The sequence below is a fragment of the Paenibacillus sp. J22FR83 genome, assembly GCF_059691955.1.
The window spans coordinates 92819-116189 of sequence record NZ_JCAUAM010000009.1 but is presented as its reverse complement, the minus strand read 5'-3'; the positions used below and the strand labels follow the sequence as shown (position 1 = coordinate 116189).

The window sequence follows — 23371 nt, the reverse complement described above, 5'->3', positions numbered from 1 at the left end:
ATTATTTTATCTTATTCAATAAACGGTAAATGATCACAGCCGCTTGCGCTCTTGTCGTGCTATCGCTTGGCATAAAGCTGCCATCACTTCCTTCAATAATACCTGCTTTTTGCATGGCACTGACGGCTTCAGCCGCATAATCGGAGATGTCAGCCGAGTCGTCAAAGGCCTTGGAGCCAGCATTCGTCTGGATACTTGCGTTGAGCGCTAGTAAGGTACGATACGCCATAACCGCCATATCTTGTCTGGATATCTCATCCTCTGCACCAAAGCTCCCGTCTTCTCTGCCACTTATGATGCCAAGCTGCTTAGCTGCAGCAGTAGAGCTGTAGTACCAATCCTCCTGATCAATGTCTGAGAAGGCATTTGACGCAGTCTGTTCACCATCGAAGCCGAAGGCTCTCATTAGCAGTGTTACGAATTCTGCTCTTGTGACCGGGTTATTCGGTACAAAACTCGATTCACTCATACCACGAATTATGTCTCTCGCTGCCAGAGCATCAATGCTGGCTTGCGCCCAAGATACATCACTGATGTCTTGGAAGGTAACATCCTTATAGAATAGGGCATAGTTGCCCAACTCTGTAGTCGTGAACTCCATTTGTCCAGTAGCGGCATTATAGGCCCCATTCACAAGAACCTCTAACTTTCCTGATGCGTTCACATAGCTTACGATGACTTTCTCCGGAGATTCTCCCGGTTTCAACGTATAGTTGACGGCAATGCGAGCACCTTCGGTACTCAAGTTCTTCGTCGACTTTCCATCCACTTGCAAGTCAAATTGGAATACGCTACCGCCCCCAATGGATTGTCTTACCTGCTCGGAAAGCGCCTCTCGTTCAACGTTCGTTACGACAACCTGAATGTTCTTCGCATCCGTTCCTGCCTGTTGCTTCAATGCTTGAATCGGTAGGATGACTTTAGTGGTGCCTGCCTGGAATGCGATCTGTTTCACTTGGTTCGCATCTGCTTCGTTCAGCAACGCAACAGGAACTTGTATGACAAACTTCTTCGTTGTCGACTCTGCTGGAACGCTTAAGCTTATCGTTCCGTTCGCTGCTCCCTCAATGGCCTTAGCCATGTCTTGATCTTGAATGGTAACTGTAGACGTGTTAGGATCCTTAGGCTCTTCTTTAACAGGTACAGTGATGACACCTCCGCCGCTGCCCGATCCGTTAGACGTATCGTCCGTCGTATCGTCCGGGTCCTCTCCATGGATAGGACTAGCTGTCACCGTTACATTCGCAGTCGCTTGAAGCGCAGTTCCGGCTACTGATCCATGAACGACAAAGGTACCTGCTTGGGCATAAAGCGTTGGAGCGATGTTGTCCCAGACAACCTGAAGCTGGGAGGTTAGCTGATTATCATATACGGCCGTTACAACGGTCGGCAATATCGGTGCTACCCCGGTTGTCGTGCTTACGGATACAGGTTCAATCGATACGATAACAGCTGGAATGTCCGTGACCGTAATATTCGCTACTGCGCGAATGCTTGTGCCTGCAACATCGCCATTGACGACAAACGAACCTGCCTCAGCATACTGGGAAGCCTCCACGAGATCCCATGTAACAGACTGCGATGAAGTAGACTGATCATCATACACGGCTGTTACTACGGAAGGAAGTTCTGGTGCTATGCCTGTCGTTGTTAACACCCCAACCGGATTGATACTAACAATCACTGGGTTAGGATTGACTGTGACTTGAGCCTCCGCTCTCACATCTGTCCCCTCTACGGAACCGTACACAACAAAGCTTCCTGCCTGTGCATATTGCGAAGGTGTCACAGTATCCCAGATGACAGGGTGTGATTTCTGCGACTGATTGTCGTACACAGCGGTAACCTGAGTAGGTAATACTGGCGCTACTCCAACAGCAGTCGTAACCAACTTTGGCTCGAAGCTGACAATAGCAGCCGGGCTAGCTCCTACAGTGATATGCGCCACCGCTCGTATGGCTGTTCCCGCTACAGTTCCTTGTAAAGTAAAGGTACCTTCTGCGGCATATTGATCAGCCGTTAGGCTGTCCCACGTAACCGGCAGCGTTTCGACCGACTCGTCACTATACGTAACTGAGACAGTTGAAGGCAATGTTGGAGCAACGTTGACATATGTGTTCACATCCACAGGTGATACCGCATTAATCACAGCTGTTCCTGGAATGATTTCACCACTGCCCATTTTGACGTGGTCCAATGTAATATCGGCGATTGGAGACGTGTCTCCGCCAATTTTCATCACATTGCCGCCGGTACCCAAACTGGCTGCTCCAGCCCAAGCGAGTTGACCGTCAATGTATAAGTCATACGTATAATTAGCGTGAACAACGACTCTGTAATCGTGATACACAGTGGTATCTAGCGTAGCTGTCTTGCTTGGACTGCTAGATTTATTCTGCGCCGTACCTTGTGTACCGTGTTTTAAATAAAGTCCGATCTGATAATTACCGCTTCGGATTGTAAATTCATTTAAGGTGTTGGCTGTATTTACCTTGGCTCTATACTCTACGGTGAAGGCTCCCACCAAAGGTGCGAAATCGGATTTCAGTAAATAGGTTGAAAAAGAGGTACTTGAGTCTATAATTTTTACATTTCCGCTATCCTGTGTTACGGAACCGGGGCCATTAACCAATTTGGACCAGCCGCGTGAATACTTATTCATATCATCATTAAAATATTTGAACGGGCCTGGGGGCAGTGGCGGTATCTCGTCGATAGGTTCAACCGCATTCGGATCCATCTTGGCATAGGCAAGCACACCGCCTAATCGGTCGCCCTGCTCATAGAACATATATAAGTCTTCGCCGTCATATACAAAATTAGCCGAGGCCGTTCGTCCCCGATCAATCACATCATCAGAGTCATGTAGTATCCCTAGATGATTCTCCAGGTCAAAATTAGCACCAACCTCGGTAATATGCACATTCCCCGAAGACGCATGGTAGGCTACATAATGCTTGCCATTCCATGGAAAATACGTGGGACCGGACAAGTTTGTTCCTTCAGATGCATTCGAAGTAATCAAAGGATTCTTTTGCGTGGTCCAGCTAAGACCATCATTGGACCATGCGAGATAAATGTTTCTTTTATTCGCTGTGGTATTCCCCATCAGCAGCATGATGTACGTATTATTTTTGGAGGGAATCGTGTACTTGAACACCTTGGCATAGGAGGTTTCCGACAAGCCGACAAAATCACTCGTGCCAAGCGCTTTTCGCTCATACGTAAAGTTGATGCCGTCTAAGGTTGAGGCAATCCTTGTCGTCGTATTTTCCCCGTGATAGTACATGTAAAATTTCTGAGCCGCATCGTTCCATATCATATACGGTGAGGACACATGAGACACACTGTAATTCGGAGACCAAACATTGGAGATTAACGGATTAGCCTCATACTCCGTCCAAGGACCGTTCAAGGAATCGGAATACGCCAGATTAATCCCTCCTGGTGCATCATGAGGAGCATAATACAAATAATAAGTACCTAGCGGATTCGCAATATGATCCGTCGCTTTAACGACTTGCGGAAAAATAATCTCGTCTGTCGGATTATATTTTAGATCCAGCGGGTTCAAGACTTGCCCCTGATATTTGAAAATTGGAAAGCCCGCTAGAGCGGACGCAGACTTTGGTTTAACAACGACTACCATGCTCAGCACCATGATAAAACATATCAAACTGGCTATCACTTTTTTTAGCATCAGCCTTGCTCCTTCTAATGGTAGATTATTCTCTACTTATTTCAAACCAGTCAAAGCTACCCCTTCGATAAATCGCTTCTGGGCGAGAAAGAAAACAAGCAATAGGGGCACGGTCGCCATAACGGAGGCTGCCATTAATAAGTGCCAATCCGTCCCTGCCGTATCCGTGAATAACTTGAGTCCAACAGGTAAAGTGAATAATTTATTATCGCTAATGTAGATCAGTGGATCGAAATAGTTATCCCAACTATGAAGAAATGTAAAAATAGCGAGTGTGGATAACGCTGGTGTAGCAAGCGGCAGCATGATACGCCAGAATGTTGTCCATGGTGTGCAGCCATCAATTTTGGCCGCTTCCTCCAGCTCATCTGGGACCATAATGAAAAATTGGCGAAGTAGGAATACGCCGAATATGCCGCCTGCCCCTAATACGGATGGTACAATTAACGGGAAGTGCGTGTCGGTCAGATGCAGCTTAGACATCCAAACGAACATCGGAATCGCCGTTACTTCCGTCGGAATCATCATACCCGTCAGCAAGATGAGGAAGATAACATTTTTGAAGCGAAAATTCATCTTGCCAAACGCATACCCAGCCAGTGCCGCAAACAAGCAAGTAGCGATGGTAACTACGATGGCTATATAAGCGCTATTGAAGAAATAGAGAGGAAACTCGGGCTGTTTGATGAATACTTGCTTGAAATTGGACCAAGAAATCGGATCAGGAATCCATTGCGGTGGAAAAAGAAAAATTTTAGTCGGATCCTTAAGTGAAGTCGTGATCATCCATAGGAATGGAAACAAGATAACGAGTGATATCAGGGAAAGCACTGTATAAATAGGCAGGTTTCGAAGTATGCCCTGTTGATTATTGTTCATGATGCACCCACCTTTTTCTCATATTCCATTGCACGATGGTCAAGACCAGCACTAGGAAAAACAAGATGAAAGCGATTGAAGATGCGTAACCGAATTCAAATTGCTTAAATGCCTGCTGATAAATGTAGTAAACAAGAACATATGTACTCGTCCCTGGACCGCCATCCGTCATGACTTGAATTTGGGAGAATACTTTCAGCGAACCGATTAAGGTTAGGATAAGCGCTAGGAAAAACGCTGGTGAGATCATCGGGAAAGTGATACTCCAGAAAGTTCTCATACGTGAGGCTCCGTCAATCTTGGCAGCTTCGTAGTACATTTTGGGAACCTCTTGCAGCGCAGCAAGGAAAATCACCATATTCAGACCTACATTCTTCAATACGCTGACCACGATAACTACTGGCATCGCCAAGCCAAAATTGTAAAGCCATGCGGGTCCCTGAATGTTAAATAACTGCAGGATTTGATTGACCAAGCCAGCATCCGTCGCAAAAATGTATTTCCACACAATCGCCCATACGACAATCGAAGTCACAACCGGCGTGAATATAGCGGTTCGAAACAGGGAGATTCCTGGTATTTTTCTATTTAACAGAAGAGCCAAACCTAGCGCCAGCATCAAATTCAAGGGAATGAGCCCAGCCGAGAAGTACAATGTGTTCCATACCGTCTTCCAAAATAAAGGGTCGTTCAGAAATGCTTTCTCATAGTTATCCAACCCTACATAGGCCGTATCGTGAAGGAGAGAGTAATTGGTGAAGCTCATGCCGAAAGCAGCCACGATCGGAACCAATAAGAAGATGATATATCCGAGTACCATCGGAGAAATAAATAAGTATGCATACCATGCCCCACTTGAAGCAAGGCGGCTCTTGGCACGTTTCCGGACGGAAACGGGTTGCCCCGTCTGCAGGGATGGGGTCAATTTCGCACCTGCGGAATCCATGTTGTTTCTCTCCGTTCTCTGTATGTTTTTCGAATCATAGACACACGAAATCCACAGCAGCGCAAGAAGCTTCGAGTAGAAGGGGGCTGACATATGCACAAGCTTGAGCTCAAGCTACTTGCCAGAATCAGGACATAACTCGCGATCAGACGATCCTTCTACTCCAAACCACTACCGTGATGTTTCTTTATTGCATTTATTTAAGCAACGGGCTTACTTCACTTTCCGCTTTGGTTAATACATCCTTCACTGTGCCCGACTGCGCATAGAGTAAATCAAGAATTGTTTGCATCTTGGTATCAATTTGCTGCCAATTTTTGTGAGCTGGCAACGTAGTAGCGCCTACCATTTGATCGATGACAGCAAGCTTCACACTCTCAGGTGATGGCCCTTGCTTCAGGAATGACTCCGATTCCAGAATCGACTTGCGGCTAGGTACGAAATATTGGCTCGTAATGTTCATATTCTCATTATTCGTAATGTATTTGAGGAAGTCCGTTGCTTCTTGCGGGTATTTGCTATCCTTCATAACAACAACGCCAGCGTATCCCATTGTCGTGCCCGCACCTTTAGGTCCTTGAGGCAATGGCGCGATATCCCACTCGAAGTCTTTAATCGCCTTAGCTTTACCCATATAGCTGAACAATTCCTTTTGCATAGCAATTTTACCCGTGTCGAACGTCGTTTGATCCCCTGGCTTCGGATGCACTTTATCCTTGAAGATCATATCCGAATACAACTGAAGCGCCTGCTCGCCCTCTTTGGAGTTCAAGGTAAACTTCGCGCCATCTTTACTTAACAACTCAGCACCGTATGAATTAAATACTGTTTGCAGGGCATCCGGCCAGTTGGTCCAGCCATTGCGTACGAAGTTCGTTCCATATACACCCTTGCCAGGGTCAGCTAATGTTTTCGCCGCTTTGAGAAACTCTTCATAGTTCCATTTCCCTTGTTTATACAACTCAGTTGGCGTTGCCAGTCCTTTGGCTTTGAACATCGTCTTATTGTAGTAGATCATCGAGGTAGGTGTAGAAAATGGAATGCCATAGATCTTGCTGTCTTTGGTTAGCAATTCGAGCGTGGTTGGATACACCTCATCAAATTTATACGCCGTATCCGCTTTCAAAGAAGTCACATCAAGAAGCTGACCGCCCTGAATGAATTGTGGAATCATGCGTTCTGCGAGCCATGCGACATCTGGAGCAGAATTCGATGCTTGCATGATCGAAAGCTTCTGCTGGTAGTCAGCAAAAGGAATAATTGTAATCTCCACGCTGATGTTCGGATTTTTCTCTTTGTATTTGGCAATCATATCTTCATACATTTTCTTGTGCGTATCGTTGCCCCATATGCTGAATTTCAGAGTAACAGGCTTCTGTGCCTTCACTTCTGTCGACGAACTTGGCGCAGTTGTAGCTCCGGCTGCTGCAGGCGTATCTGTTTTGGTACCGCAAGCAGTTACTACTGAAGTTGTGACTAGCAGCGTGCCCATGAGTAAGCTAAACTTTTTATTCATATTCGAGTTCCCCTTTAATTTGTATTATGTAACCGCTTCAGTGAAACGTTTACAAACTTTATTATAAAGAAAACGAACCCGCTCTTTTATGGCCTAAAGTTCAGAATAGGTTCGAATTGTATCGATATTGGTATAATAATCTGCATGCATATTCGTACGTTTATTGATCTCGAAATTCGGATGGCGTCAACCCAACGACTTGCTTAAATAGGGACATGAAATACTTGCCATTGGGATATCCCGACATTCTACCGATGTCTTGAACCTTCATATGCGTCGTTTTTAAAAGCTGCTTAGCCTTCTCTATTCGGCGCTGTGTCAAGTATTCCGACAGGTTCTGTCCCGTTTCGGACTTGAATAATGCGGACAAATATCTATGGTTTAAGAACACCTGATCAGCCAAATATTGCAGGGAGATGTTCTGATCAAGATGACTATCGATAAGCTCCTTGACCTTTCTTATGATTTGCCGCTCCTCTTGCCCTTCCTTTGCAGAAGAGGCTGCTTCGGCTTGCAGGGGATTGCTTTTGAGCAGCTCCTTCTTTAATCGATCTATAACAATGGCGAGTTCTGCCTTGTCTACTGGCTTCAATAAATAATCCGCAGCATGATACCTTAGCGCATCCCGTGCATATTCAAAATCGCTGTAACCGCTAACGATGACAACTGGCAGTTCAGGATATTGGTCGCTAAGCCTCCGCATCATCTCAATCCCGTTCATTTCCTTCATACGAATATCCGTAATGACGGCGTCAGTCGCATTGGTCTTCAGCCATTCAAGCGCTTCCACGCCATTGGACATTCCACCGACTACCTGAACCCCGCCTATAATATGCTCAAGTAAATGACGGAAACCATTCCGAAGATTAATCTCATCCTCAACTAATAAAATTCGAAGCACTTGTCATTCCCCTTCCCACTGCAATGGAATTTTCACAATAAAATGTGTGCCTTGCCTATGGGTTTTATCCAAAAACAACCCGTATTCCGGTCCGAACAATAGTCGGATTCGCCAGTGAACATTTCGCAGAGCGAAGCCTTTCTTCTTGAATCCAAAGCCATCCCTAGCGCCGTGTTCGTTGCTTTCCTTGTAGATATGAGCTTCTACCTGCCTCATTCTCTCCTCGGTAATCCCCTTGCCATCATCTGAAATCGTGATGACAAAGTGATCCTCTTCTACATATGTGGCAATTCGGACAATGACAGGATCGTCTTCCATGGCATGCTCAATGACATTTTCGATCAAAGGCTGAAGCATTAATTTGGGAACGAGATACTCTTCATGCCCCATGTCGACATCAAGCTCCATCTGAAGCTTGCCACCTAATCGATACGACTGAATCTGAATATAGGATTCTATGAATAGCAGCTCGTCCTTCAGATAAACAAGACGCTCATCCTTATCTACCGTAAATCGCAGCAGCCTGCCTAAACTGACGACAACACTAGATAGCTTAGGATGATTCGACTCCAGAGCCATCAGATTAATGGATTCCAGCGTATTGTAGATGAAATGGGGGTTGATTTGACTCTCAAGCGTCGATAGCTGGGCATCCTTTTCACGAAGCTTGCTTTCATACACTTCTTTAATCAGGCGCTCGATTTCTGTTACCATCATGTTGAAGCCACCTGTTAAATGACCAATTTCATCGTGAGAAGCAACTTCAGCTCGTTCTCCAAAATCACCCATCTGCACCTTTTTCATTTTCTTCTGAAGATGTCGAATCGGCTTCACTAGTCGGCTTGATGCTACAACGGCTAAGAGATAAGCAACTAGCATCGAAATAACCGAAACGATAAACGTAGACCTTACTAGCTTGCGTGCTCCCGCTGTTACCTCACTCTTCGGAATAAAACCCGTCACTTGCATACCTGTAAATTCAGAGCTTACCTTGGCCGAAATGTGCTCTTTGCTGTCGTTAATTGCCTTCAAACTCAATGAATTATCCATATTCATCCCGTCCATTGGGTAGATGACATCACCTTTACGATCCGAAATATAAATTTGGCTTTTGCTATTATAATTCGTGGAATCTAGCAAACTTTTGAAACCCAACTCTGTCAGATCTACTTTTACGATGCCCAAATATTCATTGGTGGAAATTTCCCTAACGACTCGTGCAATGGAAATAACCTTCTCCGTGCCATCCAAATAATACCCTGCGTCATGTGGGGGCAATATGACAATTGAACCGTCACCCTTCTCGACATCTGCCATCCATGGATTGCTTGAAGCTTCCCAGTATCGATCAACGGTCGTCTCCAGATTGCTAAACAAGTTCCCATCAAGCGCAAAAATCAAGATACTCTTGATCTCACTTCGATCAAAGGTGATGGAAGAAATCATCAAATTCATCTTGCTGTATTCATCAGAGGTTACGAATTCGGAATTACTTTGCTTAGGGTGCTTTCTCAGAATATTCATGACGTTCTGATTATAATAAGGCGCCATCGTAATACGATCCATGTCCTTCATGTATCGGTCTAGATTAATGTGGACCTGTTCAATAATTTGGCTTGTATATCTACGGGAGTCCTCTTCCACATTCGAGATATATTGATAATAGGTAATCCATCCGCTAATAAAGAAGGGAACCGTAATGAGCAGAGCAAACAAAATAATGAACTTGCCCCGTAAGGATAGAAATAGCTTCGTTGGCATGCTGAATCCTTCACCTCTTAACCCAAGTGTTCTTGCATACGCCAATTATGATTGCTCGCTGTCGACAAATCTACTTTAATTTTACTTTATATTTGCGTGTATAAATCAAGGTTAATTAGGAGTGTTGTATAGGACTACGTCAGGGTAAAAGAACACAAAAAGGCTGTCATTCCAAGTAGATTTAACTACGAGGAAGACAGCCTTTTCCATACTATTTCAATAAAGCCGCATAATCCATCTGGGGCACTAGACCTGCCTCTGCTGCCCGCTGGAGCAAGGTTAAGACAGCGCCATAACCGCTCTCGCCGAGATCAGCGGTGAACTCGTTAACATACAAGTCGATGTGCTGCTGCGCGACTTGCGGATCCATCTCTTGCGCGTGCTGCATGACGTAGTCGCGCGAAGCTTCCGGATGCGCCCACGCGTATTCCACCGAGGCGCGAGCCCAGCCCGCGAGCGCCTTCACATCCATGGTGCGCCGAGCAATGATGGCGCCCAGCGGGATTGGCAGCCCGGTGTCTTGCTCCCACCAGCTGCCCAAATCGGTTAGAAGCGCTAACCCGTACGACGGGTACGTGAACCGCGCTTCATGAATGACTAGGCCGGCATCGATGAGGCCGTCCCGCACGGCGGGCATGATCTCGTGAAACGGCATGACCACGATTTCGAGGGCGCCGCCAGGCACGTTCTGTTCGGCCCATAGGCGGAACAGTAAGTACGCTGTCGAGCGCTCGCTTGGCACGGCTACTCGGCGACCGCTAAGGGCAGCCGGGTCTGCCGGTTGGTCAGCGCTTGGCCGCGTCAGCACAAGCGGGCCGCAGCCTCTGCCCAAGGCGCCGCCGCAGGGCAGCAGGGCGTAATCCTGCAGCACCCACGGGAGTGCTGCGTAGGAGATCTTGAGCACGTCGGGGCCGGTGCCTTCGGCGGCCAGACGGTTCGTGATGTCGATGTCCGCGTAGAGGACATCGAGCTCTGGTGCGCCTGGGATTAAGCCATGCGCCCAGGCATGGAAAACAAATGTATCGTTTGGACAAGGTGAGAACGCTATTTTCATTTTAAAGCACCTCCGCTAAGACTGAACCTGCTGCTTCTAAAACTTTCAAGGCATCACCGATCCGCCAGGCGTCTCGGTCTCGCGGGCCGACCGCGTTGGAGATCGCGCGGATCTCCAGTACGGGCACGCCGCGCTGCTGCGCAGCTGTCGCAATGCCGAAGCCTTCCATGGCTTCGGCAGCAGCGCCAGGCACGCGCGCAGCCAGCGCAGCGGCGGTTGCCGCTGTGCCGGTGGCCGTGGCCACCGTCAGCACCGGCGCCGCTTGCGCCTGCAGGCCTGCGGCTTGCAGCGCCGCCGTCACACGCTGGGCCAGTTCGGCATTCGCGCTGATGCGCGTCACGCCGAAGCCCAGCTCGTCCAAGCTGCTGAAGCCATCCAGCAGCTCAACGCCAAGATCGGCGGCGATGATTTCGCTCGCAACAACAAGCGAGCCAATCTCCGTTTGGCCCACGAAACCGCCTGCGATGCCGGCGATAATCAATAGGTCATAATCGGCCTTGGCAAGTTCAAGGGCACCGTTTACTGCCGCCGCAGCAAGCCCAACACCAGCTAATGCATAGTCAAATCGGCTATCCTGACCAAGACCACGCTGTATGGCATCTCGTTCAGCAGCGACTGCTGTCATGACAAGTATTCGCATCGTTCTTCCCCTTTAAGCTTTGACTTCTATACTCGTATTTTACATGACCCATGTCCAGAAGGAAACTTTCACGCTTGACAGGATCATTTAATTTAAATAATATCTAATTAGACTAATGTTAAATTACTTATCAAGGAGTTGTTCTCGTATGCAATTGGACAAAATCCTCACTTACCACAAAGCAATGTCGGATGCTACGCGTATTCGCATGCTTATTTTGTTAGCGGACGGTGAATCTAATGGGCAAACTCTCGCTGAGAAGCTGAGCGTAACACCTGCGACTATTACCCACCATGCCTCCAAACTTCGCGAAGCCAACCTAATTCATGAGCGCCGTGACAAAAACACGATTTATTTCACCTTGAACGACGCCTTCATTCATAGCTATAGCCAAGCGACCGCTAACCTCATTTTCAAAAATAAAAAGGAGCTACCCGCATCCATGGAAATAGAAGACAAACACTCAAATCTTCAAAAATCTGTTTTACGGAACTTTTTCACGCTCGATGGTAAACTCAAACATATTCCCGCTCAGCTCAAGAAAAAACTCATTGTCCTTGAGCATCTAGTTTCAGGACTTGAGAAAGGCCGCTCCTACGACGAAAAAGAGCTTAACTTCTACCTCAAAAACTATCATCCCGATTTCGCAACACTGCGCCGAGAACTGATTATGCACCAATTTATGTTTCGCGAGAGTGAAGTTTACGAGTTGAATCCGAGGGAAATGTGGGCAAAATGGGAAACCCTATCCTAAGTGGGAACTCCACTCTTGATCACCTACTCACGCATGCTACTCATTACATTTAATCATTCTTATGCTACTCTTCATCACACTTAATTTCTCTCGTCACTTTTAGTTACGCTTATCTTTCTCATCACTCTGTCGTACCAACTCCCCCCTCGACTTTAACTGTAAAAACTCCAGCTATTTTCAACGCTATTCAGCTGATTTGGAATTTAAATGGAAAAACTCCAGTTAATTTCGTCCATTTCTCTTCGGTAGAAGGAAACGCGCACGATTAACTGGAGAAAATACAGTTATTATCCTAATCGGCCGCCACCAACGAGCTATTCAATTCGATTTTTAACGCACCCTCCCAAGCCCCAACAACCACTTCTTATACACCGTCGGTGTAACGCCGAGACATCTCTTAAATTCCTTGGAAAAGTGCGCATAATCATGATAGCCAAACTGGTCCATACAACTCGCGATATCTATCATGGGATTGAAGAAAATCTGAAGGCGAGCCATGTTAAATCGAGACACGGCATTTAATCTTTTCGGAGACATCCCGACAAGCTCTGAACAAATTCGTTCAAAATGCCGCTGCGAATATCCGCTCTCAGCTACGCTGATGGGAACATCCTGCTCCATCGGTGTTCGATATAGTTTGGACAAGATATTAATCATCGCGTCATGCTTGATTTCTGGTTGCAAATGACGAGTCAGATAAGCCGTTAGCAGGGCTATCCCCTCATCCAAGTCAGACTCTGCCAGCTGTAGAACTAGTTCAGCAAGTTCCTGTTCGGGAAATACGTCTGTGAGCGGAAGAAACTTATCGATCAACGTACGATGATCCATCTCTTTGAAGCCGCGCAACCCCCATGGCAGCAAGCGCACGCCGAATAGACGGATGGGACCATCTGCGGCAAGCGGCTGATAGCGAGAAAGTGCCCCGATAAAAAATGCTCTCGGCAGCACTTGCCCACCGATTGAATAATCGGCCCCATAGTGAAAGATCAGCTCTTGGCAGCCATCTGGCCACAGGGTTTCCTCCTCTTCCGCCGCGCTGTAATCCCGCTCCAAATACCAATAACATTGGATATATCGCTGCAATGTCTCATCCGGCTGACGCTCCTCGTAACGCATGCTCCATTCCCTCCTCGCTCGTAGATATCTCCTCATCCATGTACCGTTAAGCTGTCTATCCGCAAAATTCCCTTCCCGTCTCACAAAATGGACACGTTGCCCAATTATTATTGTGCATACGGGTCATTCATCCATACACCCTATAGTCAGATGACATATAGTAATCTTGTGAAGGGAGGGATTGACATGAGTTGTGGTTGCGGAACTGGCGGCGTTGGTTATTCTGGTACTGCTGTAGTCCTTGTACTATACATCCTCTTGGTTATCGTTCTTAGTACATTTGGGTTTGGCTGGTAATTGAAAGCTATAGCGGCGGCTGAAACGGTGATTCCGTTTCAGCCGCTTACTTTTTTTAATCCTTTTAGCTATAATAAAAACTTAAGCATGAATATCATTTATTCCCTATTCAGGACGGAGACGAGGTACTGTGTCTAAACCGATTTTGACCATTGTGGTCCCTTGTTATAATGAAGAAGAAGTCCTCCCCGAAACGGTCTTTCAACTCAGCGAAGTATTAGATTCTCTCATAACAGATCAATTAGTTGCCCAGGGTAGTACGGTATTATTTGTCGATGATGGCAGTAAAGATGCAACTTGGTCGCTCATTGAGCGGTTCCACCTTGCTAATCCATTCGTAACGGGGCTTAAACTGGCCAAAAATGCCGGTCACCAAAGCGCCTTACTCGCTGGGCTTCTGAAAGCCAAAGCGTATTCCGACTGTGTCGTTTCCATCGATGCAGATCTTCAGGATGACACTTCTGTCATTCGTGAATTTCTCGTTAAATTCCATGAAGGCTACGATATTGTCTATGGTATTCGTCAAGATCGCTCAGCTGATACCTTGTTCAAGCGAGCTACAGCGCAAGGCTTTTATAAACTCATGACATCCCTAGGTGTTAAAATACAGTACAATCACGCGGATTTCCGCTTAATGAGCAAGCGTACACTCGATAATTTGGAGAAATTTCAAGAGGTTAATTTATTCCTCCGTGGCTTAGTCCCTCTGCTAGGATTTCCCTCTACACAGGTCTATTATGACCGCAAAGAACGATGGGCAGGTGAATCCAAATATCCGCTGCGCAAAATGCTCGCTTTTGCCTTCGACGGCATCACCTCGTTCAGTGTCACTCCCATACGATTGGTTACGGTAATGGGCTTTCTGCTCTTCGCACTTAGCGTAGTCGCTGCTGTTTATGCGATTGTAGGCAAACTCCTCGGCGCGAATGTAACGGGTTGGACTTCTCTTATTCTCTCTGTCTGGTTCATCGGCGGTGTGCAGCTCCTTGCGATTGGTCTGATCGGCGAATACATAGGTAAAATTTATAAAGAAGTGAAGCAGCGTCCGCTTTTTGTCATCGAAAAAGAATTAATCGAGGGAGCAGCTCAGGATCTGTCATCTGCCACGTCACAGGCGAACCAACCTGCCTCTGCAAGGCGGTAATAAGATGACTTCAACACCTACGTCCACTTCACTTAAGTCCTTGTTAACCGGCAGCTTTGCGCGTTTCTTACTCGTCGGTGTGTTAAATACGCTGGTGGGTCTGTCCGCCAGTTTCGCTCTTTTTAACCTCCTGAATCTGAATTATTGGTTATCTACTTTTGGCGGTAATACGATTGGTGCAGTAGTGAGTTATGTACTGAATCGTAGGTTTACTTTTCGCTCCCAAGCCAGTATCGGCAGCAGTTGGTGGAAGTTCGGACTCGTTATTCTGATCTGCTACGGATTATCTTATGGAATCTCCTGGCTGCTTGCCGAAGCGCTCAGTTCCTATTGGCCCAATGCTCGTACAATCTGGCTCCACAATGGTGCCATACTGGTAGGAAATGGCTTGTACACGATTGGCAACTATGTCGGGCATAAATATTTCACTTTCCGTACTCATGTTTCGAAAAAGGAAGGGCATCCTAACACCTAAGAGGTGATTGATGATGTCACGAAGAAGAAGAAACCGGGCTATGGTGCCCGGATCCGAACAAGGCTTATCGCTGCTTAAAGCTCACGTTATGCAGAATCAAGGGTATGCCGTTAATCCGCTTCAGCCTGATCTGGTCAAATACGAGGTTGCCCGTACACTTGGCGTCCCTCTGCAGCAGGGCTATAATGGGCACCTCAGCTCAGAAGACGCCGGCAGAGTCGGAGGTCCAATTGGCGGTGCCATGGTGAAAGAGCTCGTGCGCATGGCGCAACAGCAGCTAGCGAATAAGCGTCCACCACAGCCTTAAGCACGACCCGCATTTGAGATGCTAGCCATAATCCGACGTATCCTCACATAAACTAGTAGCAAGCTGCTTGCAGCTCTACTTTTCATGGTGAAGTCAGGTGATGATGGCAGATGAATCCTCCAGGCAATCGTTCGTCAAAACCCGATTGGAAGGGGCTGTCGGCGCAAGCCGGCGATGTGCTGGGCCCCGAATTCTGGCAGGACATTGCCAGTATTATTCCACTAACCGGACCTAGAGTTGATATGTATGAAACACCGCAGGAACTTGTTGTGGTTGCTGAGGTTCCAGGATTGTCGTCCCCTGAGAATATCCAGCTATCTTTCCGCGACCACGCTCTGCTCATCCGAGGGATGCTCGTTCGTCCGTATCAGGTTAGCGATGAGCAAATGCGGTTGTCTGAGCGTTATTTCGGCACATTTGAGCGAGCGATCCGCTTGCCTGGCAGGGCTTTGACCGATCAGATGCGAGCACAGTATCATAATGGTTTGCTTATCATTCGCATCCCGCTTGCACCACCCGATGGCGAGAAAGTTATCCCCATACAGTTTACTTGAGACAACGGTTGAAGAAAGATTACCGACTCCCTTTCATAAAGGAGCTGTGGTGATCTTTTTGTTTTGCAAAAATAGAAATGATTCTGCGTTTGTCCCCATATACTATGGAAAGGAGTAGCTGAAATTGAGGATTGGAGGGAATAACCATGGTTCGGATCCAATTTCAATCCATTCATATTGATGACATATCGGAAAATTCTAGCGTTAACAAAGGCAGCAATCGGATCAGCGGCAGAAGACATTCTGTCAAGACGAATCAAGGGCTCGGAGTTATACAAGGTGAACGTAATATGGTATTTGGCGGGAAGCATACGGTCCTGGATAATGATACGTTCGATGTGAAATCGAATACACGAGAGAGCTGACCTAACCTATGTGGTTTCAAAAAAAGAAATCGTCGCCGCCTCCAACTACACCCGCTACTGCCGCTCCCAAACCTGCGATGAGAACCGAATCTTCATCCGTAAACGCGCAAACTGTACACATATTGGAACAGCGGTTGCGTAAATTGGAAGAACAGTTGGCTGACCTTTCTGCTAAGCATCCACGCATCCATATCGATAACCTTCACGTTCATCAGCCTGTTCTCGAGAACTTAACGTTTCGACTCGATCAGCTCGATATTAAGGAGCTTAGTGGTTCGTTGAATTTGGGAAATAATTTCGGGGCTAAGCCGAATGGGAAAGCGCAGGATGAAGCCGTGGATAAGGCTTTCCAGCGCTCTCAGGTGACGAAAGAGCCTCGACAGGAGCGATCGTCAGACGGTCTCTCGAATTCGTCCCCTGTACAGGACGGTCCAGGTCCTGAGCGGACCTCAACCGGCTACCGCTACACCCCTCCCCAGTCTAAAGTGTAAAATGAGGTGATACTGTGTCATCGTTCATGTCTCCAACTTTTATCATCGGCTCGATCCGAATTGGATCTGTGGAAAGTGCGTCCTGTATCAATATGGGCAATAATTGGCCGACAGATTTTCAAAGCAATCAAAAAACCGTTCAAGGCTTTGGCGCCGTCGAAGGAGATCATAATCAATTGGTCGGTACTCGTTCCATGCTGAATGATTCCGACTTCCTCGACATGCTCAATGTCGGCGATAATGATACGCCAGAATGGCTGCAAGAGATGATAACCGTGCAAGCACAAGCATCGGGCTTCACCGCTGGGGCCGGGGCTGCACCCTCTTCACCCCAAGCAGATGCAACAACCAAAGCTCCGCAAACGGCCGAGTAAGGCTGCTCGCGGAGCTTATTTTTCAAACACGGCCAATGATCAAATCACCCTTGGTATAAGGTGCATCAATAATATCGTTATCGTAAACGGTGTTGATATTGTTCCATACTATATTGTGTTCACCACCGACTTCACCAAGGCCACTATTGCTTTTGCTGCTCGTTGACCAATTCACTTGAGCGTTCGTACCCATGAATATGCCGGAAGCATCGGTTATTGAATTGACATGAATGGAATCAAATTGAATTAATGGCGGGTCTAACGGTCCGAGCAGATTCTGCATCGCATACAACCACCCTTCCTTTTAAACTTGATTCGTTAAGGCTGGTTTGAAATCCTGATCATTAATTGGGGCATCAATAAAGTCATTATCGAAGATGGTATTGACGAAGTTGCAGGCGATCGAATTACCGATGAATTCACCGTTGCCATAATTATTTTTGCTATGGGAATCCCAGCTGGACTGTGCATTCTCACCAATCCCGATCGTTGCATTCGTATTCTGATTATTTATATTGATCATGTTAAACACGATGGAACTCGGCATGTTGCTCACTCCCTGTCCGCGATTGGTTCTAGGCTCTCCCTCCTGAATGGGACCCTGCCGTAACCTGTATCTTAGCCTATTCAGTGAGCTGTGAAATGGTGCGATCTTTCTTAGATGGTGTAGATGGTGTCCACATGGAAAAAGACCCTCTCCCGAAGGAAAGAGTCTACGAACACGATGACTAGAACCAGAGTCCTGGACCACCGAAACCACCGAAACCTCCAAAGCCAGGGCCAAAGCCACCGCCAAATCCAGGGCCGAAGCCGCCGCCAAAACCACCAAAGCCACCACCGAAACCACCATATGCATAAGGTGCCGTGCCAATTGCCAACAAATCAAATAGGACCAACGGGATAATCGCTTTTACTTGCACTTTTTTCCCATTTTGTGGAGCAACCATCAATGTGTTACCGCTGATTCGCACCAATTTGCCAGTTACGTGTGTACCATCTTTCTTAACAGCAACAATTTCTTTCCCGATCAATTTGCGCACTTCTTCTTTACGAATTCTGGATGCCATGAACGTCCACCTCCTCTTACCCAATAGAGATACATTGCTCTACAGTGTATGGCTGATGGGGTAACAGCGCATGGATAGCTGTCCATTTTGCAATAAAAATACGCTCATGTCTCTATCGAAAGCTTGGCCAATGCTTTTTTGGCAGGTCCTTCTATGACATCACCTTGGAACGAATATCTCGAACCGTGACATGGACAATCCCATGTTCGCTCCGCATCATTCCAATCGACTTCACATCCCAGATGGGTACAAGTCGTATCAACGATATGCAGTTCGCCGTTTGGTTCTCTGTACGCACCAGCTCTCTTCCCGTTCACGCTGACGACAGACCCTTCATCAGGCGACAGTTCTTCTGGTTGCTTATGAACCAAGTCAAACTTGCCAGCAACAAATTCTTTGGCGACATTGGCATTCTGCATGACAAATGTTCGGATGCTAGGATCGGCATGGAACCGATCCGGTGTGAATACGTCTTCGTAGGGGCTCTTCTCCCCTAGAATGATTTTGGAATTCAGCAGCGCGGCTGCCATGCTGGTCGTCATTCCCCATTTGCGAAAGCCAGTCGCGATGAGGAGGTGAGGCGCATCGGAAAACTGCTGGCCGATGTAGGGCATTTTATCCAGTGTGAACACATCTTGAGCCGACCAACGATACAATATCTCCTGGAGTCCGAACATGTCCTCGCCAAACTTCTGAAGATTTTCATAATAGAGATGCGTGCATAGACCTTGCCCGGTCTTATGACCCTCTCCTCCAATAATTACCGCCGGTTCCCCATGAATGGTGACAGCGCGCAGAGAGCGACTTGGCTGCTCCACGTTGATGTACATTCCCCCAGGGTAGGCTTTCTTCGTCCGTGCTGCAATGACATACGACTTCTCTGCATGCAGACGAGTGAAGTAAGCGCCTTTCATATCGTCGAAAGGATAGTGAGAGGCCGTGACCACATGATTACAAGTGACTCGATAACCTTGCTTTGTGGTGATAACGGATGGCTGCTCATGGGTCGCACCGACGACGGTTGTTCCTTCATAGATTTGACCACCTAATTTCGTGACCTCCTGAAGGAGTCTGATTAAGTAAGGCACTGGATTGAACCTAGCCTGCCCGGTTAATCGAATAGCCCCTTTGGTCGCGAACGGAAGAGGGGTGGATTCCAGATAATCGCCACCAATTTCCATTTGCCCATATGCCATATATTCGTCTTGAAGTTGCTGCAAATAGGCTTCATCACTCGTATAGAGATAAGCGTCTTCATCCGTAAGCTGGCATTCGATGCCTAGCTCATGAATCGTTTGTTTGATGAGCAATAGCGCCTCTTGATTGGCCTCATAATAAAGCCGGGTCTTCTCCTCTCCAAAATGGGAAAGAAACTCATGATAAATAAGTCCATGCTGTGTAGTAATTTTAGCGGTGGTATGTCCTGTTGTTCCTTGTAGGATGGGTCCTGCATTCAGAACTACAACTTTAACACCTCGTTTGGCGAGTAAATACGCAGTTGTGATGCCCGTAATACCTGCACCAATGACCACTACATCGGTCTTCAAATCGGCCTTCAGCATGGGGAACTGAGGGAGCTTGTCGACAGAATCGAGCCAGAAGGACTGGGGAAATTGCGGTAAAACGGCCGTGGAAGCCTCTCCATGTTGTGCCAATGTAACATTCTCCTCATGTGTAAATTTCTACCTATTTTGTCCTTGGTGGGGGAATTGTATGTACGGGGAATGGGTGAAGGGATGAAGGGATGAAGGGATGAAGGAATGCAGAGATGGAGGAATGGATGACTGAATGAACAGGATGAAAGGATGAACACTTGCTTTGGAACATATGTTCCAATATGATGTGGATAGGAGTAAGTAACATTATACTTGGGGTGAGAACATGTCACAGATAAACATCGTACCGTGGTCCGAGTCCAACCTCGAACTGCTTCGGCTCATTAATGCTCCTGAGATGATGGAACATCTAGGGGGTTCGGAAACAAAGGAACAACTAGCGATTCGCCACAAACGGTATTTGGAAATCAGCGGGAAAGGCAAGGGGCACATGTTTAGCATCGTACTGCTGCCTAATCGCGAAGTCGTGGGGAGCATTGGCTACTGGGATAGCCAGTGGCAAGGAGAGGACGTCTACGAAGTCGGTTGGAGTGTGCTGCCTAGCTTTCAAGGGCGAGGGATAGCGAGCAGTGCTTTGCAGGCAGCTATTTCCCATGCCAATTCAGAGGCCAAGTTCCGATGGATGCATGCGTTTCCTTCTGTTCACAATCCAGCATCGAATGCTGTGTGTCGCAAGCTCCATTTTACACTCAGGAATGAATGTGAATTTGAATACCCGCCAGGACATCTCATGCAATGTAACGATTGGCGACTTGAGCTCGATCGCGTTCGATAAGGGGGATTTCTTTTGAGATGGACCATATCCTATGTTGGCGTTTGTGCATCATTAGGCAGTCTTCTGCTCTGTTGTTGGTTCCTTTATCAGAATCCTTATTCAGAAACAGCGACTAGCAGGGATACTGTACTCATTCTTCTCGCAATGCTAGTTGCACCTGCCGTGCTAGGGTTAATTGGTTCTTTTACTAATCGTAGAAAGTTGATGTATGCAGCCTTTGTTTGGTCACTCCCCTACGGACTCTATTTATCCGTCGCTACGATTCCTAGCATTTGGAATTTATTTGGGTTGGTGCTTGTTCTCTATCTAGTCGCAGCCATCCAAATGAGAGATCGAAACTGATCTTGGGCAGATTTAGCTGAAGGTGGGGGTCTGGTGGGGTGGCTGGAAGTCTGCTTGGGTCTGCTTGGGTTCTTGCTGAGGTGGTTTGATGGATTAGATGGATTTTCTACAGCTATATCAGGAAGAAACTAGCATTTTATGAGTTTAACTGGATTTTCTACAGCTAATTTTGCTCAGAATACCCTGTTTGCGCGAATTACTCGAAATTAACGGGAGGAAATCCAGTTATTTTGTATAACTGATTGATTTAGCCTGAATTAGATGTATAAAATCCAGTTATTCGCTAATGTTAGCGGGTAGAGGCGGGCAAAAGGGGAGGCAGCTTGGCGTCCGATTGCGAGTTGGGTGGGGCTAGTGGTGATAGGGCTGCTAGTCCTGCTAGTAGTAGTGGTGGTGCTGCTGCTGATGTTGGTGTTAGTGCTAGTGCTGGTCGGGAGGCTGTTAGTGGTGATGATCGTCCTGGTGCTGCCCCCACAACAAAAAGCCGCTCTTCCAACTCATGGTCAGAACAACGGCTTGTCTATCGGTGCATATTCGTTTATTATGCCTTGCGAATTTTACCAAGTTCGGTCGTAATCGCATCAATTTCGCTAATGCTGAAACGATCTTTGCTAGCAACCATATCATAGAGATCTTTCAGATCCTCGTAGACTTCTTCCTTCACATTGGAGGCTTTAATAGAACCCCCTGTTGCCATGCGCAGCTTTTTCTTAATTTCCTCAAACATAAACTCAACGTTCGCTTCCGACCATGTATTCAAATCCATCGTATGTGTTCATCCTTCCTCGGGTATCTTGTCATCATTTTAATGCACAGAGGGGGTAATGTAAAATACAGTTTGACCCAAAACACAAAAAGGAAGCACAGACTGAGCGTCTCGCTTCCTTTTTTCTACTAGATCACGATTGATTTAAGTGTATTCGGTCCAACCATTTTGACCAGCGGACGTTGCAATTCAGCTGAATCGACATCCAAACTAACACAGATAAGGCGAATATGCTCATCAGCTAATTTACGTGCATCCTCGTAGGATAGATTAAACTGAATACAATAGGAGATAAAGCCATGTAAAGACATAAACAAATTCCATGGAAGCGTAAACTTCCGGCTCTCAGCTCCTGGTTGATCTACCATCACTTCACGAATCACAATGGCAAACATGTCCAAGCACTGCGCTTGTTCGGTACGTGAGTACTGTTGTAGTTCTGGCTCGTTAATCATAAACATCATTTCGTAATGATTCGGGTTACTCAGACCAAACCAAACGAATTCCATCATTAACTTCTGAAGCAAATTCACGCTAAACCCATGCTCACGAACAATCATTTCCCGCTGACGTTGCAGCAATGAGGCAAAATCGTCTTTAATTAGTGCATAAAATAATTCAGCTTTCTCATTAAAATGGTAATATAACGCACCATGACTGTACCCCATTGCTTTAGCAATGCTTCGCATCGTTAAAGCGCGATAGCCGAAAGTAGCGAATAATTCCCGCGCCTCTGTAAGAATTCGTTCTCTGCTAAGCTCTTGCGCGACTGCTTTCCTAGCCATTCCTATCCCTCCGCATCCTCAGCTCATATGAAATTTGTTGGGTCTACGGGGAGCCTGCCTATTCAGGCAAGCTCTCGTGAACAATGTATTCGTTCTCACCCGCGACGATCAAACTTTGACCTTGCGTAACATCCGTTGCCCAATTCATGAATGCTTCCGCATTAGCCGCTAATGGATAACAAGGTACGGTAACCTTGTCCGTAAATCCTATCTCCCCTAGCAGCATTCCTTGATTTCTCAGTTCATTTTCCAGCTTGCCATACCATGTATAATCGACTTCAATCAGCACGAGCTGATGATTTACTTTATAAATCGGCTTTCCTGCTTCGATGCCTGCTACAGCCCCATCCGCATAAGCGCGTATAAGACCACCAGCCCCTAACATGATGCCACCAAAATAACGAGTAACTACGACAACGGTATTCTTGAGCCCTTGATGCTTCATCACTTCCAGAATCGGCTTCCCTGCGGTACCGCTGGGTTCTCCATCATCGGATTGCTTCTGGATTTGATCCCGCTCGCCAATGATGTACGCACTGCAATTATGCGTCGCCGCTCTGTGTTCCTTCTTGATCGCCTCAATAAACTGGATTGCTTCTTCTTCTGACTCTACGGGTTTAGCATGACCGATGAAACGTGACTTCTTGATGATAATCTCAGACGAACCATAGGCATGGATTGTGCGATAATGTGCTAGCATAGCCAACCTTTCTCGGTAGAAGGAAACAACTGTTTCACTATATTCT

Annotated in this window: 27 protein-coding genes; 11 read left to right on the top strand and 16 right to left on the bottom strand. The window is 46.9% G+C overall.

Annotated features, from left to right (window positions below; translation table 11 throughout):
- Position 1: 1 nt before the first annotated feature.
- The 8 genes from AC58PV_RS17615 to AC58PV_RS17580 form a co-directional block, all read right to left on the bottom strand.
- Positions 2-3700: an Ig-like domain-containing protein gene (locus AC58PV_RS17615; RefSeq protein ID WP_497433523.1), complete on the bottom strand. Its 3699-nt coding sequence runs from the start codon at positions 3698-3700 to the stop codon at positions 2-4.
- A 36-nt stretch (positions 3701-3736) separates the two neighbouring features.
- Positions 3737-4579 carry a carbohydrate ABC transporter permease gene (locus AC58PV_RS17610; RefSeq protein WP_497433522.1) on the bottom strand — a complete coding sequence of 281 codons (843 nt, stop codon included), beginning with the start codon at positions 4577-4579 and terminating at the stop codon, positions 3737-3739.
- Positions 4569-5525: a carbohydrate ABC transporter permease gene (locus tag AC58PV_RS17605; protein WP_497433520.1), complete on the bottom strand. Its 957-nt coding sequence runs from the start codon at positions 5523-5525 to the stop codon at positions 4569-4571. Before AC58PV_RS17605 ends, AC58PV_RS17610 begins: the two co-directional genes overlap by 11 nt.
- 196 nt (positions 5526-5721) lie before the next feature.
- Positions 5722-7041, bottom strand: a complete 1320-nt coding sequence (locus AC58PV_RS17600; RefSeq protein WP_497433519.1) for an ABC transporter substrate-binding protein — start codon at positions 7039-7041, stop codon at positions 5722-5724.
- A 160-nt stretch (positions 7042-7201) separates the two neighbouring features.
- Positions 7202-7942: a response regulator transcription factor gene (locus tag AC58PV_RS17595; RefSeq protein WP_497433518.1), complete on the bottom strand. Its 741-nt coding sequence runs from the start codon at positions 7940-7942 to the stop codon at positions 7202-7204.
- Between the two features lie 3 nt (positions 7943-7945).
- The gene (locus tag AC58PV_RS17590; protein WP_497433516.1) at positions 7946-9703 is read right to left on the bottom strand and encodes a sensor histidine kinase; all 1758 of its coding nucleotides are present in this window, start codon (positions 9701-9703) and stop codon (positions 7946-7948) included.
- A gap of 211 nt (positions 9704-9914) precedes the next feature.
- A complete protein-coding gene (locus tag AC58PV_RS17585; protein ID WP_497433515.1) occupies positions 9915-10757 on the bottom strand; it encodes a 1,4-dihydroxy-6-naphtoate synthase in 843 nt (280 codons plus the stop codon).
- A 1-nt stretch (position 10758) separates the two neighbouring features.
- Positions 10759-11397, bottom strand: a complete 639-nt coding sequence (locus tag AC58PV_RS17580) for a futalosine hydrolase (protein WP_497433514.1) — start codon at positions 11395-11397, stop codon at positions 10759-10761.
- Between the two features lie 148 nt (positions 11398-11545).
- Between AC58PV_RS17580 and AC58PV_RS17575 the strand changes: the two genes are divergently transcribed.
- Positions 11546-12151 carry a DUF2087 domain-containing protein gene (locus tag AC58PV_RS17575; protein ID WP_497433513.1) on the top strand — a complete coding sequence of 202 codons (606 nt, stop codon included), beginning with the start codon at positions 11546-11548 and terminating at the stop codon, positions 12149-12151.
- Positions 12152-12481: 330 nt separating this feature from the next.
- Here the strand turns inward: AC58PV_RS17575 and AC58PV_RS17570 are convergent, their stop codons facing one another.
- The gene (locus tag AC58PV_RS17570) at positions 12482-13267 is read right to left on the bottom strand and encodes an AraC family transcriptional regulator (protein WP_497433512.1); all 786 of its coding nucleotides are present in this window, start codon (positions 13265-13267) and stop codon (positions 12482-12484) included.
- 186 nt (positions 13268-13453) lie between these two features.
- On the opposite strand from AC58PV_RS17570, the gene AC58PV_RS17565 reads away from it, so the two are divergent.
- The 8 genes from AC58PV_RS17565 to AC58PV_RS17530 all read left to right on the top strand — a co-directional run bounded on the left by AC58PV_RS17565 (position 13454) and on the right by AC58PV_RS17530 (position 17274).
- Positions 13454-13564, top strand: a complete 111-nt coding sequence (locus AC58PV_RS17565) for an MYXO-CTERM sorting domain-containing protein (protein WP_204787604.1) — start codon at positions 13454-13456, stop codon at positions 13562-13564.
- Between the two features lie 130 nt (positions 13565-13694).
- Positions 13695-14708: a glycosyltransferase family 2 protein gene (locus AC58PV_RS17560; RefSeq protein ID WP_497433510.1), complete on the top strand. Its 1014-nt coding sequence runs from the start codon at positions 13695-13697 to the stop codon at positions 14706-14708.
- A gap of 4 nt (positions 14709-14712) precedes the next feature.
- Positions 14713-15183, top strand: a complete 471-nt coding sequence (locus tag AC58PV_RS17555) for a GtrA family protein (protein ID WP_497433509.1) — start codon at positions 14713-14715, stop codon at positions 15181-15183.
- Between the two features lie 13 nt (positions 15184-15196).
- Complete coding sequence (locus AC58PV_RS17550) at positions 15197-15490, top strand: alpha/beta-type small acid-soluble spore protein (RefSeq protein WP_497433737.1); 294 nt, start codon at positions 15197-15199, stop codon at positions 15488-15490.
- A gap of 110 nt (positions 15491-15600) precedes the next feature.
- A complete protein-coding gene (locus tag AC58PV_RS17545) occupies positions 15601-16044 on the top strand; it encodes an Hsp20/alpha crystallin family protein (RefSeq protein WP_497433507.1) in 444 nt (147 codons plus the stop codon).
- 146 nt (positions 16045-16190) lie between these two features.
- Entirely contained in the window at positions 16191-16409 is a 219-nt protein-coding gene (locus tag AC58PV_RS17540) for a hypothetical protein (protein WP_497433506.1), read from the top strand.
- 8 nt (positions 16410-16417) lie between these two features.
- On the top strand, positions 16418-16900 hold the full coding sequence (locus AC58PV_RS17535; RefSeq protein WP_497433505.1) for a hypothetical protein: 483 nt from the start codon (positions 16418-16420) through the stop codon (positions 16898-16900).
- 14 nt (positions 16901-16914) lie between these two features.
- Positions 16915-17274 carry a hypothetical protein gene (locus tag AC58PV_RS17530; RefSeq protein ID WP_068666485.1) on the top strand — a complete coding sequence of 120 codons (360 nt, stop codon included), beginning with the start codon at positions 16915-16917 and terminating at the stop codon, positions 17272-17274.
- A 22-nt stretch (positions 17275-17296) separates the two neighbouring features.
- Here AC58PV_RS17530 and AC58PV_RS17525 read toward each other — a convergent pair whose 3' ends face one another.
- From AC58PV_RS17525 to AC58PV_RS17510, 4 genes are all read right to left on the bottom strand, one after another.
- Positions 17297-17557 (bottom strand): hypothetical protein, encoded by a 261-nt coding sequence (locus AC58PV_RS17525; protein WP_497433504.1) that lies wholly within the window; start codon positions 17555-17557, stop codon positions 17297-17299.
- Positions 17558-17578: 21 nt separating this feature from the next.
- Complete coding sequence (locus tag AC58PV_RS17520; RefSeq protein WP_068666489.1) at positions 17579-17821, bottom strand: spore germination protein; 243 nt, start codon at positions 17819-17821, stop codon at positions 17579-17581.
- Positions 17822-18002: 181 nt separating this feature from the next.
- A complete protein-coding gene (locus tag AC58PV_RS17515; RefSeq protein WP_497433502.1) occupies positions 18003-18341 on the bottom strand; it encodes a hypothetical protein in 339 nt (112 codons plus the stop codon).
- 104 nt (positions 18342-18445) lie between these two features.
- A complete protein-coding gene (locus AC58PV_RS17510; RefSeq protein WP_497433501.1) occupies positions 18446-19996 on the bottom strand; it encodes an FAD-dependent oxidoreductase in 1551 nt (516 codons plus the stop codon).
- A gap of 226 nt (positions 19997-20222) precedes the next feature.
- Between AC58PV_RS17510 and AC58PV_RS17505 the strand changes: the two genes are divergently transcribed.
- Together AC58PV_RS17505 and AC58PV_RS17500 are read left to right on the top strand one after the other, a co-directional pair.
- Positions 20223-20732, top strand: coding sequence for a GNAT family N-acetyltransferase (locus AC58PV_RS17505; RefSeq protein ID WP_497433500.1), 510 nt, complete (start codon positions 20223-20225; stop codon positions 20730-20732).
- A 12-nt stretch (positions 20733-20744) separates the two neighbouring features.
- Positions 20745-21074 (top strand): hypothetical protein, encoded by a 330-nt coding sequence (locus AC58PV_RS17500; protein WP_497433499.1) that lies wholly within the window; start codon positions 20745-20747, stop codon positions 21072-21074.
- Between the two features lie 541 nt (positions 21075-21615).
- Here AC58PV_RS17500 and AC58PV_RS17495 read toward each other — a convergent pair.
- The 3 genes from AC58PV_RS17495 to AC58PV_RS17485 form a co-directional block, all read right to left on the bottom strand.
- Positions 21616-21840 (bottom strand): DUF1128 domain-containing protein, encoded by a 225-nt coding sequence (locus AC58PV_RS17495; protein WP_314798492.1) that lies wholly within the window; start codon positions 21838-21840, stop codon positions 21616-21618.
- Between the two features lie 128 nt (positions 21841-21968).
- Positions 21969-22625: a TetR/AcrR family transcriptional regulator gene (locus AC58PV_RS17490; protein WP_497433497.1), complete on the bottom strand. Its 657-nt coding sequence runs from the start codon at positions 22623-22625 to the stop codon at positions 21969-21971.
- Positions 22626-22683: 58 nt separating this feature from the next.
- The gene (locus tag AC58PV_RS17485) at positions 22684-23325 is read right to left on the bottom strand and encodes a YigZ family protein (RefSeq protein ID WP_497433496.1); all 642 of its coding nucleotides are present in this window, start codon (positions 23323-23325) and stop codon (positions 22684-22686) included.
- Positions 23326-23371: the final 46 nt, after the last annotated feature.